Below are 14,988 nucleotides of genomic sequence, written 5' to 3' on the forward strand. Positions count from 1 at the left end.
TTCCTACATTGCGGGTATTTCGCTCAGCGCGTAGCGCTTCTGGCGGCGAGCGACGTGCGTGCGGCCGCGGGTGTCGGTGAGCGGCAATGTCAGGCGGAGAACGTACTCTAGAAGATGGCCTTCCGTCGTCAAACCCTAGGAGATCACTATGGCGAGCTCTGACTACTCAGCCCGTCACCTGTCCGTACTCGAAGGGCTTGAAGCCGTTCGTAAACGTCCGGGTATGTACATCGGTTCTACCGACTCACGCGGGCTCATGCATTGCCTGTGGGAGATCATCGACAACTCGGTTGATGAGGCGCTCGACGGCCACGGTTCAGAGATCAGCGTCATCTTGCACGCTGACGAGAGCGTTGAGGTTCGCGACAAGGCTCGTGGCATCCCGGTCGATGTGGAGCCCAAGACAGGTCTCACCGGCGTGGAAGTTGTGTTCACCAAGTTGCACGCGGGCGGAAAATTCGGTTCGGGCTCCTATGCCGCGTCGGGTGGACTCCACGGCGTAGGTGCGTCAGTCGTAAACGCGCTGTCGGAGCGACTCGACGTTGAGGTTGACCGCAACGGCAAAACGTACGCGATGTCCTTTCATCGCGGCGAGCCAGGAACTTTCGCCGATAAAGGGGAGCCGACTCCGGATGCTCCCTTCAGCCCATACGTGTCGGGCAGCGAGTTGCGGGTTATCGGCAAGGTGCCCAAGGGGCGCACCGGCACCCGGGTTCGGTATTGGGCAGACCGCCAGATCTTTACGAAGGGTGCGAGTTTTCAATCTGACGGGCTTATTGACCGTCTGCGTCAGACCGCGTTCTTGGTGCCCAACCTCACGCTAAACGTGACGGATGAGCGTGGCGATGAGCCGCGCCACGAATCGTTCGCCTTTGAGGGTGGTATCTCTGAGTTCGTCGAGCACCTGGCTGTCGATCCGCCCATCACCGACATTTGGCGCCTCACCGGATCCGGCGGATTCACTGAGAGCGTTCCGGTGCTGCAAGACAACGGCCACATGGTTTCCACCGAGGTTTCCCGTGACTGTGTCGTGGATGTTGCACTGCGCTGGGGCACCGGCTACGACACCGTGATCAAAAGCTTCGTCAACATTATTGCCACGCCCAAGGGCGGAACGCACCTCGCAGGGTTCGAGCAAAGCCTGCTCAAGTTTCTGCGTGCGGAGACAGAGAAGAACTCGCGCCGGCTCAAGCTGGGTAACGACAAGCTCGACAAAGACGATGTGCTTGCGGGCCTCACTGTTGTGCTGACCGTTCGCGTTCCGGAGCCTCAATTTGAAGGTCAAACCAAGGAGATCTTGGGTACACCAGCGGTGCGTGCGATTGTGGCCAAGGTCGTAGCGACCGCGCTCTCAGAGCGCTTCACGTCAACCAAGCGCGATGACAAGTCGCAAGCGGCGCTCGTGCTCGACAAGGTCGTCGCCGAAATGAAGTCGCGGATTTCTGCCCGCGCTCACAAGGAAACGCAGCGTCGCAAGAACGCGCTCGAAAGTTCGAGCCTTCCCGCGAAGTTGGTTGATTGCCGCTCGAACGACGTGGCGAACAGCGAATTGTTCATCGTCGAGGGCGACTCGGCTCTCGGTACGGCAAAGCTCGGCCGCGATAGCGAGTACCAAGCTCTCTTGCCGATCCGTGGCAAGATCCTCAACGTTCAGAAGGCATCTATCAGCGACATGCTGTCGAATGCAGAGTGTGCGTCGATCATTCAAGTCATCGGGGCTGGTTCAGGGCGCAGTTTCGATTTGTCGACAGCACGGTACGGCAAGGTCATCATCATGGCTGATGCTGACGTCGACGGTGCTCATATCCGCACCTTGCTGCTCACGCTCTTCTTCCGGTACATGCCTGACATGATTCGTGATGGCCGTGTATATGCCGCAGTGCCACCGTTGCATCGAGTCGTCGTCATGAACCCTGGGTCGAAGCCCAATGAGACCATCTACACCTATTCCGAAAAGGAACTCAACGGCGTGCTCGCCGGGCTCAAGAAGTCGGGAAAGCGTTATCAAGATCCGATCCAGCGTTACAAGGGCCTCGGAGAGATGGACGCCGACCAATTGGCAACCACCACAATGGACCGCAACAACCGTGTACTCCGCCGCGTGAATATTTCGGATGCCGAAAGCGCCGGAACCGTGTTCGAGCTGCTGATGGGCAACGAGGTTGCGCCGCGCAAGGAATTCATCATTCAAGGTCAGGGTCTCGACCGCGACCGTATTGACATTTAGCTGCCAAGCGGATGCGGGGCGTCGTTGACGCCGCGGCACCGATGGTGACTGAAGCAGCGAGAGGGCTGCCATCTGAATCGATCAGGTGGCAGCCCTCTCGGCTGTGCAGCTGTGTTCTGTGCCGCCGGAAGTCCGCGGTCCTACGGCGTAGAGCCGATGGATCCGATGGCGCTGTCGAGCGGCATGCCCGAACCGTCTCGCTTGGTACGTTCGGTCGGCAGCTGGCGCACGGCACCATCCGGTCCGACGGCCGTCGCTGGCACAGCGCCAACCCACGCGAGAGTGAGGACGTCCTCGCCCTTCAGTAGCGAATGAGCGCGAACTCCACCGGTGCCGCGACCCTTGGCCGGGAACTGGGAAAATTCGCTGAGCTTCACCCGACCAGGATCTGTGCCCGGAATGGTGACGCTCGAACCTGAGATCGTGACCGCGACGTTTTCGGAGTCAGCATCCAGTGCGTCGAAGAAAATTACTTCGGCACCAGAACTGACCCGCACCCCTGCCATGCCGCCCGCGCTGAGCCCCTGCGGGCGCACAGCGGAAGCCGCAAAGTGCAGCAGTTGGGTGTCGGAGGTGACAAAGGTGAGTTCAGCGTCGTCGGCGCTGTGAGCCGCCCCGACGAGTTCGTCACCTGGCTTGAGCGAGATGATCTCGAAGTCCGGTTTTGAGGGCCAGACGCCTGGTGTGACGCGTTTGACAGTGCCTTGGCGGGTAGCGAGAGCAATGGGCTGATCACTTTCGAGCGACACAATCGCCAACACACGCTCTTTCTTGTCGAGCGTTAAGTACTCGCTAATCTTGGCGCCGGCACCGAGCTGCACAGAACTCGTCGGCACATTGGGCAGGTCTATTGCAGTGAAGCGGATGAGTCGGCCGCGGTTCGTGATCGCACCGATCTCAGTGCGGCTTGTCGTTGTCACGCGTGAACGGATTGCGTCGTGCTTTGATCGACGCGACCCGGCCAATACGGTGTCGCCCTCGCTGATTCCGACTCGAATGATTCGACCTGTTGTCGAGAGCAGCACCACGCAGGGCTCGTCGGCGATCTCAAGCACAGGCTGGTTCTTGCGCGCAGCTGCACGTGATGTTGTGGCGATGGAGGCAGGAGCTTCTGTCAGCAGCGTGCGTCGCGGTGTTCCAAATTTCTCCGCCACGGCGTCGAGTTCGTTTCCGACGAGTGCTCGGATGAGAGTGTCATCGGCGAGCAAGGCCTGAAGTCGAGCGATCTCGGCCCGAAGCTTCTCTGCCTCGGCTTCCAGCTCGATGCGGCTGAATTTGGTGAGTCGACGCAGTCGCAGCTCAAGAATGTACTCGGCTTGTAATTCGCTCAGATCGAATACTTCGCGCAGGCGCGTGCGAGCCTGATCGCTGTCGTCACTCTGGCGAATGACCTGAATAACTTCGTCGATATCGACGATTGCAATGAGCAAGCCTTCAACCAAGTGCAGGCGTTCAAGGTGACGAGCAAGACGGAACTTGCTGCGGCGAGTGACGACCTGCAAGCGGTGCTTCAAGAAGACTTCTAAGAGCGCCTTCAGGCCGAGGGTCTGAGGGCGACCGTCGACGAGTGTCACGGCGTTAATGCTGAAGTTGTCTTCGAGCGGAGTCAGGCGGTAAAGCTGCTCGAGTACGGCATCCGGACTGAAGCCAGTTTTGATGCCGATAACCAGGCGCAGCCCGTGATTTCGGTCAGTGAGGTCAGTAACGTCAGAGATTCCAACGATCTTCTTGTTATTGACGCCGTCTTTGATTTTCTCTATAACGCGTTCGGGACCGACCAAGTATGGCAACTCGGTGACCACGAGACCCATCTTGCGGGCCGTGATCGACTCCACCGCCACAGTCGCGCGGGTCTTGAAGGCACCACGGCCATTAGCGTAGGCGTCTTTTACGCCGCTGAGGCCAATGATTCTGCCGCCAGTGGGGAGGTCGGGGCCGGGCACGAACTGCATGAGTTCTTCGAGCGTTGCGTCGGGGTGAGCCAGCAGGTGCCGCGCTGCCCCCACGACCTCGATGAGGTTGTGCGGAGCCATGTTGGTGGCCATACCGACAGCGATACCGCTCGCGCCATTCACCAAAAGATTCGGGAAGGCCGCAGGGAGGACCTCGGGCTGGGTCGTGGAATTGTCGTAGTTCGGCACGAAGTCGACAACATCTTCATCGAGATCGTCCGTCATCGCGATCGCGGACGCCTGCAGGCGGGCTTCGGTGTACCGCGGTGCGGCAGGGCCGTCATCCAGCGAACCGAAGTTTCCGTGGCCGTCGATGAGCGGCACACGGAGGATGAAGCTCTGGGTCAGGCGCACCATGGCGTCGTAAATGGAGGCGTCACCGTGGGGGTGAAGCTTTCCCATAACGTCGCCGACGACGCGCGACGACTTGACGTGACCCTTTTCGGGCCGCAGTCCCATTTCGCTCATCTGGTAGAGAATGCGGCGTTGAACGGGCTTCAGGCCGTCGCGGGCATCGGGGAGTGCGCGCGAATAGATGACGGAGTACGCGTACTCCAGGAACGAGCCCTGCATCTCGGTCGTGACATCGATGTCTTCAATGCGTTCGCCGGCAGGGGAGTCTGGGGTGGGTTTAGTGGGAGTAGCCATAGGATTGCCCTAATGTTACCGGCGCTCAACCCAGACTCAGCGAACCTAACCGATGTGTTGTCAAGTTCCTTTCAGGCAATTGCGGGCGAGGAGAATCGACTGAGCTTGCCTCCCGTTCGTCACGCTGTCGTGTTGCTTGTTGACGGACTGGGGGCCCACAACCTTAAGGCGCGATTGGGGCATGCCAGAACTTTGGCCGGAGCCTTCTCCAAGAACACCGTGATTCAGTCGGGATTTCCCACCACTACAGCAGTGGCGATCGCGAGTCTCACCACGGGAGCGAGAGCGGGACAGCATGGTCTTGTGGGCTACAGCGTTCTCGATCCGCTCAACGATCGCGTGCTCAACCAACTTTCCGGATGGGATTCCCGCATGCAGCCGTCGACCTGGCAGCGGGTTCCGACGATCTTCGAGCGCGCAACCGAACGTGGCTTTTCTGCGGTGGCGGTAGGAGCGGCTCGCTATCGAGACTCTGGCTTTACACAGGCGGTGCTGCGCGGCGCTAGGTACGTCGCTGCAGGTTCTCTTGCAGAACGGCTTCGTGTGGCGGTGGCGGTTGGACAGTCCAGCGCTGAACCTTCGCTCACCTACGTCTATGCGCCAGAGCTCGATATGGCTGGTCATGCGAATGGTTGGCAGTCGTCCCAGTGGACGCACGCACTTGAATCTCTCGATTCCGCGGTGGGCAGCGTGGTGGGCGAACTTGCTGACGACCAGGGGCTTCTCGTCACTGCCGATCACGGAATGATTGACGTTCTTCCTGAATCGCACGTGCTCTTCGATACGGCGCCGGAACTTATTGAGGGAATCGCGCATGTTGCGGGGGAGCCACGCTGCCTCCAGCTGCATCTCGCGCCTGAACTGACGGCTGCCGAGCGGGAAGCGGTCCTTGAGCGTTGGCAGCACGCAGAAGGTCAGCGTTCGTGGGTAGCAAGCCGTGACGCTGCAATTGCTGCTGGCTGGTTTGGCGAGGTCGCCCCAGATGTCGGGGCGCGCATTGGCGACATTATCGTCGCCGCACGCAAGGGGATCGCTTACTACGACTCCCGCGTTACCAATAACTCCGGCAGAAAAATGATCGGCCAGCACGGATCCTGGTCAGACGAAGAACTTCGTGTTCCCCTTCTGAAGTTCGGTGCCTTCGCTCGCTAAGCGGGGTCTTCGTCTGGCTTCGTTCCGAAGACGATGTCGTCCCAGCTCGGCATTGCAACCCGACGGCGACGCGATTTCGCTGTCGGCTGTGGTGCGGTCGCTTGCGGCGGCGCTGGTGCATCGCGGCGTTGCTCTGCGGCGGGAGGATCGAGAAGGCGCATCGACGGCTCGGCACCGGTCGTGGTGTCAGTCTCATCCTCGTCTGCCGCAAAGTTCGCGGGCTCCCGCTCGCCGCGACGACGACGAAGAGCGTCGAGCAAATCTGCGGTCTGGTTGCCAACACCCGCTTCTGCGCTGCGATCGCGCATAACAGGAAGTTCCGCCGGTTTGATCGGCGCGGGCTCGTCGTGAAGTTCATCGACATCGAACGCTCCGCTGTCGAAGCGTGCGGCGTCCGCAGTTCCTTCGGCGGGCGCAACGGCGCGGAGTCGGGGGATAAGCGCGCCGGTCGTTTCACCCTGTTGGGAGAGAGTCTTGGCTTCGTTGTTGAGCGGAACAAGAGATTGGCGCTTGGGGTCATATTGCCAACGTGCATCATGGTCGATGCTGTTTGAGTTGAACGAGAGCTTGACCGTCCACCCATTCTCAGGATCTTTCCAGCTAGCCCACCGCTCATTGGCAGCATTCACGTCGACGAGTCGTTCGCGAATAGCGGATCCGAAGGTGCGCGACGACGTCAGCGAGTCCGTTTCACCCGCAACATGCACCGGCACACCGAGCGCAGATTTGACGACGAATTCGCGTTCAGCGACGACAGGCCCCTCGAAACGCTCGATGTAGTCGATGTCAGCGCCGGTGAGATTCGCGACGTCCTGAGCGGACATTCCTGCCCGGATATGTGCCTGAATCTCCCGGGGAGCAAGCTTGGGGCCGCTGCCTGTTTGCGCTCGGCTCTGTCGCAAACGCGACTGCAACACGTTATCAACGGCGAGACGGAAGCGCGTTCCATCATTGCTCGACACGATCAGCGCACCGTCTTGTACTTCGATTACCCGAAGGTCTTCCATAGTGAACTTCTCCAGCCCTCACGATTCCCTTTAGGGTCGCACGCATTGGGTGGTTTCTTTGGGAATAACACGCCTCCATCAACAGTTATCACAGGCGCTGCACAGTGATGCAGAATCGGCGGTTTGCAATTCGCCTCGCTTTCATGGAGACTGTGCCCGCCGATTCCGGTGATTCAACGTAAAACAGAAGTGGATGGGCATGGCCACCGACTACGACGCACCTCGTAAGACCGACGACGACTCCGAGTCGATCGAGGCTCTTAAAGAGCGTGTTCCTGACAAAATGTCGGGCTCGGTTGACGTCGACGATTCAGACAACCCGGCGAACTTTGAGCTCGCCGGCGCAGACCTTTCTGACCTGGACCTCGATGTGGTCGTTCTGCCTCCTCAGGCGGACGAATTCACTTGCGTGAGCTGCTTCCTTGTGAAGCACCGCTCGCAGGTAGACCACACAACCAAGCTGGGCGCTATTTGCCTGGAGTGTGCAGCCTAGACTGCGCGATCGCTCCAGCAAGCAATTCGGGAGTGCGACTCGACAACAACCAATACGGTGTCGGGTCGCTCTCATCGAGTACCTCAAGTTTGACAACCGGCGAGACCCATCCTCGGATCATCAGCCAAGCACGCGCATCCAGTCGCTGCCCGCGTTCGAGAGTCGCTTCATCCCCGTTGTAGCTCGTCACGTCGCCGATGATAGCGATCGGCAGTCGCGCGCTTCCCGCACGAAGTTCTTTGTCGTCTACCGTGATTGTCGGTGCAGACCACAGCAGGAACAGCACGATCCCGATATAGAGCACTGCTGCGGTGATGTATCCCACGAAGATATTGATCGGCAGGAACACCAAGATGCTCGCGGGAATGATGAGTGCGGTGCTGATGTAGAGCCACGCTGTGGGCCACAAGCGTTCACGGTAGTAAGTCACTCGTCCATTACACACTGATTTTGCGCCGGGCGTTTCGGGCTGACGCCTTATCTGCACTAACCTCGACTCGTGATTGACAACGTAGAGGTGCTCATCTCAGCCGGCCAGACGCCTGCGTACGCGCATCCGGGTGACGCTGGGGCTGATCTGTATTCTGCAGGCAGTTACTCTCTCGCGCCCGGCCAACGGGACACCATCGCGACGGGGGTGTCGATTGCACTGCCCGACGGTTACGTAGCGTTCGTGGTACCTCGCAGCGGGCTGGCAGCCCGTCACGGCATCACTATCGTCAATAGCCCTGGAACTGTGGATGCTGGCTACCGAGGCGAAATTCGCGTTACGTTGTTGAACACTGATAGTTCATCCACTTTTGAGATCGCGCCGGGCGATAGGATCGCGCAAATGATCGTTATGCCCGTTTCTCGGGCTAGGTTCATTCCCGTTTCCACCCTTCCGGGCAGTCATCGTGGTGAGTCGGGCTTCGGTTCGACCGGATACCGCGCAGAGTCAACACAACAAGGAGCCACTTCGTGAGCGACACCACTGAAACCGACCAGCCGCAGGATCACCCCAAGTCGGCACCGGAGAATCGTGCGAGCGATGGTCCTCTCGACGAGAGCGAAGCAAATGCTGTTCGTCCGTATGTTGACCTTGGTGGAGTGAAGATTCTTCCGCGTCAAGAGTTGCACTTGCGCCTTGAAATTGAAGAAGCAAGCAAGCGCGTCGTTGCGGTTGGGCTTGACTACGCTGGTTCGACGCTTCAAATCCAACCCTTTGCGGCCCCGCGGTCGAGCGGGCTTTGGCACGAGATTCGTCAGCAGATCATTGATCAGGTTCACTCGCAGGGCGGGACTACAAAGGTCTCGGACGGCCCGTTTGGCCCTGAGGTTTTTGCCGAAATTCCTGTTGCAGGCAAGCCCGGCGAGAAGCGCATCGCGCGCTTCGTTGGCGTAGACGGTCCGCGCTGGTTCCTGCGGGGAGTAATCGCCGGTGAAGCTCTGACGAGCCAGGAAGCAGCAACCAAGATCGAGGATCTGTTCCGTTCGATCGTTGTCATCCGTGGCACGACTCCGATGCCCCCTCGCGACCTCATCCCGCTGCACATGCCTGCAACGGGTGAGAAGGAACCTCAGGCGTGAGTTCAGTCGACGGGCCGTCGAGCGAATCTGAAGATGATCAGGTGACCGCGGATCCGACAGTTCGTGAAGCACTCGCGGCTGCGGCTCGTCGTTCCGCCGTCGGCCATGTGGCGCCAGGGGAGGCTCCTACTTCGGGCGCTCTACTCGAAGCAATGGGTGGTGTGCGCGGCTTGGTGGAGTCCATTCTGCCCGGGCTCGCGTTCTTGGTAATTTTCACGATTACTCAAGAACTGGTCGCATCCGTCGTGGCGCCCGTTGTGGTCGCGCTGGGCTTCGTCGCTGTTCGTCTTGCGACGAGAACTCCAGTGTCGTCTGCGCTGGTCGGCGTCGTTGGTGTCGCTCTCTCCGCCGGCCTTGCGCTCTTTACCGGGCGCGCCGAAGACAACTTTCTGTTGGGTTTCGTTATCAACGCAGTTTTCTTGGTAGCGATAGTGGTGAGCGTCATCGCGAGGCGTCCGCTCGTCGGCCTCATCGCGGCGTTGCTGGTGCCGACAGCTGCCGATTGGCGTGAAGACAAGGCAAAGTTCCGTGTTGCGTTGATCGCCACCGTGCTGTGGGCAGGCTTGTTCTCGGTACGGCTTGGGATTGAACTTCCGCTTTACTTCGCCGAGGCAACTCAGGCGCTGGCGACGATGAAGCTCTTGCTCGGTGTTCCGCTTTACGCGGGAGTGCTCTGGGTCACCTGGCTTCTTATGCGCACTGCTTACGGGCGCACAACCACCGAGTAGTTCTTCGTCATCGCCGTGGCGTCGAGGCGACCGGACGACGATGGTGTATATTTATCTCGACGTCAAGATACTTTTGGCCGCGATCGCAGCGCGTTATTTGCGATTCAGCCTTAGGCTTGCCTTGCTGGATGCAGCGCACGCTCCGCGCAAGGATTGAAGAACCGTAGCAAGGGAGATGACAGTGTCGACAGTCAATAGTTTTGGGTCGAAAGACACCCTCACAGTCGGTTCGTCCGACTATGAAGTGTTCCGCATCGACAAGGTAGCAGGATACGAAAAGCTGCCGTTTAGCCTCAAGGTTCTGCTCGAGAACCTGTTGCGCACAGAAGACGGCAAGAACGTCACGAAGTCGCAAATCGAGTCCCTCGGGTCGTGGGTGCCTAGTGCAGACCCCGACACCGAGATCCAGTTCACTCCTGCACGCGTTGTCATGCAGGACTTCACTGGCGTTCCGTGCATCGTTGACCTCGCCACCATGCGTGAGGCCGTTGCCGAACTTGGGGGAGACCCCACCAAGATCAACCCGCTCGCCCCCGCAGAGCTCGTGATCGACCATTCGGTCATTGCCGACCTCTTTGGTTCGGACAATGCGCTTGAGCGCAACGTTGAGCTTGAGTACGAGCGCAACGGAGAGCGTTACCAGTTCCTTCGCTGGGGCCAGAGCGCGTTCGACGATTTCAAGGTTGTTCCTCCCGGAACCGGAATCGTTCACCAAGTCAACATTGAGCACCTCGCTCGTGTCACGTACACCCGTGAAGTTGACGGCAAGACTCGGGCATTCCCCGACACCCTCGTCGGCACCGACTCGCACACCACGATGGTCAACGGCCTCGGAGTGCTTGGGTGGGGCGTCGGCGGAATCGAAGCCGAGGCAGCAATGCTCGGCCAGCCCGTTTCGATGCTCATCCCCAAAGTCGTCGGTTTCAAGCTCAACGGCACGATCCCTGCCGGAGTCACCGCGACCGACGTTGTTCTCACAATCACGCAGATGCTGCGCCAGCACGGCGTCGTCGGCAAGTTTGTCGAGTTCTACGGAGAGGGAGTCGGCGCAGTGCCGCTCGCCAACCGCGCAACCATCGGAAACATGAGCCCCGAGTTCGGCTCCACCGCTGCGATGTTCCCCATCGACGACGTGACCCTTGACTACCTGCGCCTCACCGGCCGCAGCGAAGAGCAGGTCGAACTCGTCGAGGCATATGCCAAGCTTCAGAAGCTCTGGCACGACCCGAGCGTCGAGCCCAACTACAGCGAGTACATCGAAATGGACCTCGGTACCGTTGTTCCCTCGATCGCTGGACCGAAGCGTCCCCAGGACCGGATCGAGCTCACCAAGGCTAAGAGCCAGTTCGAGATCGATCTCTGCAACTACGCGGCGACGGACCACACCAAGGTTGACGCTGCCGTTGAAGGTTCTTTCCCGGCCTCTGATCCCAGTGGGACCACCCCGCAGGACGAGGACTGGGCTCACGTGCCCTCGACCGTCCACGCCAGCCACCCACCGGTGGCCGTATCGCAGCCGACCGCAGTAAATGTTGAAGGTGGAGAGTCGTTCACGATCGACCACGGTTCAGTTGCCATCGCCGCGATCACGTCGTGCACCAACACCTCGAACCCATCCGTCATGCTCGCGGCAGGCCTTTTGGCTCGCAACGCGGCTGCAAAGGGATTGAAATCGAAGCCGTGGGTCAAGACCACCCTGGCTCCCGGTTCCAAGGTCGTCACTGACTACTACGCCAAGTCGGGACTCGATGAGTCGCTTGAAGCTCTCGGCTTCTACACCGTCGGTTATGGCTGCACCACGTGTATCGGTAACTCCGGTCCGTTGGAAGACGAAATCTCCACCGCGATCAACGAGAACGATCTTGCGGTCACCGCGGTTCTTTCCGGTAACCGTAACTTCGAGGGTCGCATCAACCCCGACGTGAAGATGAACTACCTCGCGAGCCCGCCGCTGGTTATCGCGTACGCCCTTGCCGGAACGATGAACTTCGACTTCGACAACGACGCACTCGGCCAAGACCAGGAGGGCAAGGATGTCTTCTTGAAGGACATTTGGCCCGACGCGGCTGAAGTTCAGGCAACGATCGACTCGTCGATCGACCGTGAGATGTTCACCCACGAATATGCGGGTGTCTTCGACGGCGACGAGCGTTGGCAGAACCTGCCCACGCCCACCGGTTCCACTTTCGAGTGGGATGACGAGTCGACCTACGTGCGCAAGCCCCCGTACTTCGAGGGAATGACCATGGAGATCACTCCGGTCAGCTCGATCACGGGTGCCCGTGTTCTCGCCAAGTTGGGTGACTCGGTTACGACCGACCACATCAGCCCTGCCGGTTCGATCAAGGGTGACAGCCCCGCCGGAATTTACCTCGCTGAGCACGGCATCGACCGCAAGGACTTCAACTCCTACGGTTCGCGTCGCGGAAACCACGAAGTGATGATTCGCGGAACCTTCGCGAACATCCGCCTTCGTAACCAGCTTCTTGATGGAGTCGAGGGTGGCTACACTCGCGACTTCACCACGCCGGATGCCGCGCAGTCGTTCATCTACGACGCGGCGCAGAGCTACGCAGCGCAGGAGACTCCGCTCGTCGTTCTTGGTGGCAAAGAGTACGGTTCCGGTTCGTCGCGTGACTGGGCAGCCAAGGGAACAAGCTTGCTCGGTGTGAAGGCCGTCATCTGCGAGAGCTTCGAGCGTATTCACCGCTCTAACCTCATCGGAATGGGCGTTCTGCCGCTGCAGTTCCCTGAGGGCCAGAGCTGGGAGTCGCTGGGACTCGACGGCACCGAGAGCATCAGCATCTCGGGCGTCGAAGAACTCAACGACGACCGCATCCCGAGCACTCTGCACGTAGTCGCCGAACCGACCGCGCACTCGACCGAGGGCAAGGCGACGATCGAGTTCGATGCGAAGCTGCGTATCGATACTCCTGGTGAAGCTGATTACTACCGCAACGGTGGCATCCTTCAGTACGTATTGCGTTCGCTGGTCTAACTAGCGCGTGCGCCGAAGGCGCGCGGCAGGGAGCTTTGCTCTCGCCGCGCGCCTTTTGTGTGTCGTGTAGAGGCTGTGGGTCGCCTCAGAACCTCATGCACATTTGTTCAAAATGGGGAAGAAGAAGCCTAGACTGAAGGCATGAATTTACTCGAGGGAATCAACGGTCCCCGAGATCTTGATGGTCTCTCCACGGCGCAACTTACTCAACTAGCCCAAGAGATTCGTGAGTTTTTGATCGAGAATGTCTCGCGCACCGGTGGACATTTGGGCCCAAATCTCGGTGTTGTCGAACTCACGACCGCTATCCACCGCGTATTCGATTCGCCGCGGGATGCCGTTGTGTTCGACACAGGACATCAGAGCTACGTTCACAAAATTTTGACGGGCCGCAAGGACTTCGCGAAACTTCGGTCGCAAGGGGGTCTCGCGGGGTATCCGCAGCGTTCTGAGTCAGAACACGACATCGTTGAAAGCTCGCACGCGTCGAGCTCGCTCTCGTGGGCTGACGGTATTTCTCGTGCTTTCGAGATGACTGGGCAGGGTGACCGACATGTGGTCGCCGTGGTGGGCGATGGCGCTCTCACTGGCGGTATGACTTGGGAGGCGCTCAATAACATCAGCGACGACAACAGTCGCAATCTGGTCATCGTTGTCAACGACAACGGTCGCTCCTACGCGCCAACTATCGGTGGAATGGCGCACTTCCTCAACAGCGTGCGTACGCGCCGTTCCTACCGTTCGTTGCACGGTTCAAGCGAGGGTTTCTTCGGTGCATTCGGCGGTCCCGGTCGCGCACTCTATCGCGGCATCCGTGGTGGTACCCACGGTTTCCTCTCACGTGTCAGCAATAACGAGGCGCTGTATTCCAACCTCGATATCAAGTACTTAGGCCCGGTTCACGGTCACGACATCGGCGCGCTCACCGAGGCTCTGCAGCAGGCGAAGTCATACGGTGCGCCTGTGATTGTGCACGCGATCACCGAAAAGGGTCGCGGCTATGAGCCGGCTCTGATGGATGTCGCCGATCAGTTCCATGCGGTGGGGCAGATTGATCCCGCAACGGGCGAACCGATTGAACCCAGTGGCGCGGAATCGTGGACGTCTGTGTTCTCTGAGGAGATCGTGAAGCTTGCTGACGAGAATCCTCGACTCGTCGGTATCACCGCGGCGATGCTGAGGCCTACGGGACTCCACCGTTTCGCAGAGAAGTACCCGAAGCGCGTTCACGACGTCGGCATCGCCGAGCAGCACGCGGTCACGTCGGCGGCCGGACTCGCGTTCGGTGGCTTGCATCCCGTAGTCGCGCTCTATGCCACCTTTATGAACCGGGCATTTGATCAGGTTTTGATGGATGTCGCGCTCCATCGCGCAGGCGTGACTTTCGTTCTCGACCGGGCAGGCGTGACCGGTCCAGACGGCGCTAGCCATCACGGCATGTGGGACCTCGCGCTGCTGCAGGTCGTACCCAACATCCGTATTGCTGCGCCCCGCGACGCTGCGCGCCTCCGTGAGGAGTTGGGGGAGGCCGTAGCGGTTGACGATGCACCCACGGTCGTTCGCTTCGCGAAGGGCACCGTAGGCACCGAATACGACGCCGTACGCCGCACCGACGACGGTGTTGATGTGTTGCGAGAAGACGATCAGCGCGATGTTCTCATCGTCACGGTCGGTTCGATGGCTAAGACTGGTCTGCAAGTTGCCGAGCTTCTGGCAGCTCAAGGCATTGGCGCCACTGTGATTGACCCACGCTGGGTTGTTCCGGTGCCCACGAGCGTCATTGATTTTGCTGCTGACCATCGGATCGTGATCACGATTGAAGACGGCGTGCGCGTGGGGGGAATTGGAACGCGAATCCGACAAGACATGCGTGCCAGTGGCGTGGATACCGCTGTGAACGAATTGGGGCTGCCCGACAGTTTCCTCGACCACGGCAGCCGCGACTACATCCTCAACCAGGTCGGTTTGACTCCACAACACATCGCTCGCGATGTTGTTGCGCAAGTACTGGGAAGCAAGATCCCTGTCGCGCGTCCGCTTGCACAGCAGGATTCAGAAGAGTTCCGCCTGCCCGCAGAGCACGGCTAGCTCGCAGTCTCGACACCGCCGCGAACATCCCCAACGCGCTGTCGAGATTGAGCGTCTAACGACAGAGGCCCGGCTCAGAGATAATCTGAACCGGGCCTTTGTCGTGTGCTAACTAAGGGCGAAGGA

Annotated in this window: 11 protein-coding genes; 8 read left to right on the forward strand and 3 right to left on the reverse strand. The window is 59.7% G+C overall.

Going from position 1 to position 14,988, the window contains the following annotated elements; genetic code table 11:
* Positions 1-148 precede the first annotated feature (148 nt).
* Positions 149-2,227 carry a type IIA DNA topoisomerase subunit B gene (locus I6E60_RS07970; protein WP_197124514.1) on the forward strand — a complete coding sequence of 693 codons (2,079 nt, stop codon included), beginning with the start codon at positions 149-151 and terminating at the stop codon, positions 2,225-2,227.
* A gap of 140 nt (positions 2,228-2,367) precedes the next feature.
* On the opposite strand, the gene I6E60_RS07975 is transcribed toward I6E60_RS07970, so the two are convergent.
* Entirely contained in the window at positions 2,368-4,827 is a 2,460-nt protein-coding gene (locus tag I6E60_RS07975; RefSeq protein WP_197179628.1) for a DNA topoisomerase (ATP-hydrolyzing) subunit A, read from the reverse strand.
* A 54-nt stretch (positions 4,828-4,881) separates the two neighbouring features.
* Here I6E60_RS07975 and I6E60_RS07980 point away from each other — a divergent pair, with 54 nt between their 5' ends.
* The gene (locus I6E60_RS07980; RefSeq protein WP_307784425.1) at positions 4,882-5,979 is read left to right on the forward strand and encodes an alkaline phosphatase family protein; all 1,098 of its coding nucleotides are present in this window, start codon (positions 4,882-4,884) and stop codon (positions 5,977-5,979) included.
* Here the strand turns inward: I6E60_RS07980 and sepH are convergent.
* Positions 5,976-6,986 carry a septation protein SepH gene (gene sepH / locus I6E60_RS07985; RefSeq protein ID WP_197124520.1) on the reverse strand — a complete coding sequence of 337 codons (1,011 nt, stop codon included), beginning with the start codon at positions 6,984-6,986 and terminating at the stop codon, positions 5,976-5,978. The two genes, I6E60_RS07980 and sepH, sit on opposite strands and share 4 nt — an antisense overlap.
* A 199-nt stretch (positions 6,987-7,185) precedes the next feature.
* Here sepH and I6E60_RS07990 point away from each other — a divergent pair, with 199 nt between their 5' ends.
* Positions 7,186-7,479 carry a DUF4193 domain-containing protein gene (locus I6E60_RS07990; RefSeq protein ID WP_100389298.1) on the forward strand — a complete coding sequence of 98 codons (294 nt, stop codon included), beginning with the start codon at positions 7,186-7,188 and terminating at the stop codon, positions 7,477-7,479.
* Here the strand turns inward: I6E60_RS07990 and I6E60_RS07995 are convergent.
* A complete protein-coding gene (locus tag I6E60_RS07995; RefSeq protein ID WP_197124522.1) occupies positions 7,454-7,909 on the reverse strand; it encodes a DUF3093 domain-containing protein in 456 nt (151 codons plus the stop codon). The two genes, I6E60_RS07990 and I6E60_RS07995, sit on opposite strands and share 26 nt — an antisense overlap.
* 69 nt (positions 7,910-7,978) lie before the next feature.
* On the opposite strand from I6E60_RS07995, the gene dut reads away from it, so the two are divergent.
* The 5 genes from dut (at position 7,979) to dxs (ending at position 14,862) form a co-directional block, all read left to right on the forward strand.
* The gene (gene dut / locus I6E60_RS08000; protein WP_197179630.1) at positions 7,979-8,443 is read left to right on the forward strand and encodes a dUTP diphosphatase; all 465 of its coding nucleotides are present in this window, start codon (positions 7,979-7,981) and stop codon (positions 8,441-8,443) included.
* Positions 8,440-9,048: a DUF3710 domain-containing protein gene (locus I6E60_RS08005; RefSeq protein ID WP_197124526.1), complete on the forward strand. Its 609-nt coding sequence runs from the start codon at positions 8,440-8,442 to the stop codon at positions 9,046-9,048. The genes dut and I6E60_RS08005 overlap by 4 nt, the downstream gene beginning before the upstream one ends.
* Positions 9,045-9,776 (forward strand): DUF3159 domain-containing protein, encoded by a 732-nt coding sequence (locus I6E60_RS08010; protein ID WP_197179632.1) that lies wholly within the window; start codon positions 9,045-9,047, stop codon positions 9,774-9,776. Before I6E60_RS08005 ends, I6E60_RS08010 begins: the two co-directional genes overlap by 4 nt.
* A gap of 181 nt (positions 9,777-9,957) precedes the next feature.
* The gene (acnA, locus tag I6E60_RS08015; protein WP_307841813.1) at positions 9,958-12,774 is read left to right on the forward strand and encodes an aconitate hydratase AcnA; all 2,817 of its coding nucleotides are present in this window, start codon (positions 9,958-9,960) and stop codon (positions 12,772-12,774) included.
* A gap of 141 nt (positions 12,775-12,915) precedes the next feature.
* Positions 12,916-14,862: a 1-deoxy-D-xylulose-5-phosphate synthase gene (gene dxs, locus I6E60_RS08020; protein ID WP_197179636.1), complete on the forward strand. Its 1,947-nt coding sequence runs from the start codon at positions 12,916-12,918 to the stop codon at positions 14,860-14,862.
* The last annotated feature ends 126 nt before the right edge of the window (positions 14,863-14,988 follow it).

The organism is Salinibacterium sp. SWN167, assembly GCF_015864665.1.
In the GTDB taxonomy this organism is placed as follows: Bacteria; Actinomycetota; Actinomycetes; order Actinomycetales; family Microbacteriaceae; genus Rhodoglobus.

Bases quoted from the DNA above. Each gene is read 5' to 3' on its own strand.
- I6E60_RS07970 (WP_197124514.1), top strand. From the start codon at position 149: ATGGCGAGCTCTGACTACTCAGCCCGTCACCTGTCCGTACTCGAAGGG.
- I6E60_RS07975 (WP_197179628.1), bottom strand. From the start codon at position 4,827: ATGGCTACTCCCACTAAACCCACCCCAGACTCCCCTGCCGGCGAACGC.
- sepH (WP_197124520.1), bottom strand. From the start codon at position 6,986: ATGGAAGACCTTCGGGTAATCGAAGTACAAGACGGTGCGCTGATCGTG.
- I6E60_RS07990 (WP_100389298.1), top strand. From the start codon at position 7,186: ATGGCCACCGACTACGACGCACCTCGTAAGACCGACGACGACTCCGAG.
- dxs (WP_197179636.1), top strand. From the start codon at position 12,916: ATGAATTTACTCGAGGGAATCAACGGTCCCCGAGATCTTGATGGTCTC.